Consider the following 1,307-nt stretch of genomic DNA (forward strand, 5'->3'; position numbering starts at 1 on the left):
TTTGCTTCAGTAACAATAGCATGGTTGGCAATAGATTGTGACGGCGATGGAGTAACCAATGGAGATGAAGTAGATCCTAATGGAGATGGTACACCAGGACCAAATAATACGAATCCAAATGACCCATGTGATTTCAATCCAGTAAATCAAGATGTATCTACAGTTACAATAGCTTGGACAAGCTTAGACTGCGATAGCGATGGTTTAACAAACGGAGAAGAAACTACAGGCGTAGACGATCCAACAACGCCAGCCGATCCAAATGGTAATACAACCGATCCACAAGATCCAGATACGGATGGAGACGGAGTTACTGATGGAGACGAAGCGAATGATGGAACGAATCCAAACGATCCATGTGATTTTGTAGCAGCCAACCAAACGGTAACAGTTGATGCAGCATGGAATGGTTTAGATTGTGATAATGACGGACTGACGAATGAAGAAGAAGTTACAGGAGTAGATGATCCAGCAACACCAGCAAATCCAAACGGAAACACAACGGACCCACAAGATCCAGACACGGATGGCGACGGCGTAACTGACGGAATAGAAGCAGTTGATGGAACTGATCCAAACGATCCATGTCTATACGAAGCATCAAGTCAAGACATCACTGCAGTAGAAGCAGCATGGAACGACTTAGATTGTGATAATGATGGATTAAATAACGGAGAAGAAACTACAGGTGTAGATGATCCAACAACGCCAGCTGATCCAAATGGTAACACAACGGATCCACAAGATCCAGATACGGATGGAGACGGAGTGACTGACGGAGACGAGGCAAATGATGGAACGAATCCAAACGATCCATGTGACTTTGAATCAGGAAGCCAAACGGTAACGGTAGATGCAGCCTGGAACGATCTAGACTGTGATAATGACGGACTAACCAATGAAGAAGAAGTTACAGGCGTAGACGATCCAACGACACCAGCGAATCCAAATGGTAATACAACCGATCCACAAGATCCAGATACGGATGGAGACGGTGTAACCGATGGAATAGAAGCAGTTGATGGAACTGATCCAAACGATCCATGTGTATACGAAGCATCAAGTCAAGACATCACTGCAGTAGAAGCAGCATGGAACGACTTAGATTGTGATAGTGACGGATTAAATAACGGAGAAGAAACTACAGGCGTAGACGATCCAACAACGCCAGCTGATCCAAATGGTAATACAACCGATCCACAAGATCCAGATACGGATGGCGACGGAGTGACTGACGGAGACGAGGCAAACGATGGAACAAATCCAAACGATCCATGTGATTTTGTAGCAGCGAACCAAACAGTAAC

1 pseudogene is annotated in these 1,307 nt (G+C 45.0%); it reads left to right on the forward strand.

Features of this window, described 5'->3' with window-relative positions:
* Positions 1-1,307 (forward strand): annotated as a pseudogene (locus Q0845_RS27675) (hypothetical protein); the annotation flags it as partial.

The organism is uncultured Kordia sp. (genome assembly GCF_947489565.1).
In the GTDB taxonomy this organism is placed as follows: Bacteria; Bacteroidota; Bacteroidia; order Flavobacteriales; family Flavobacteriaceae; genus Kordia.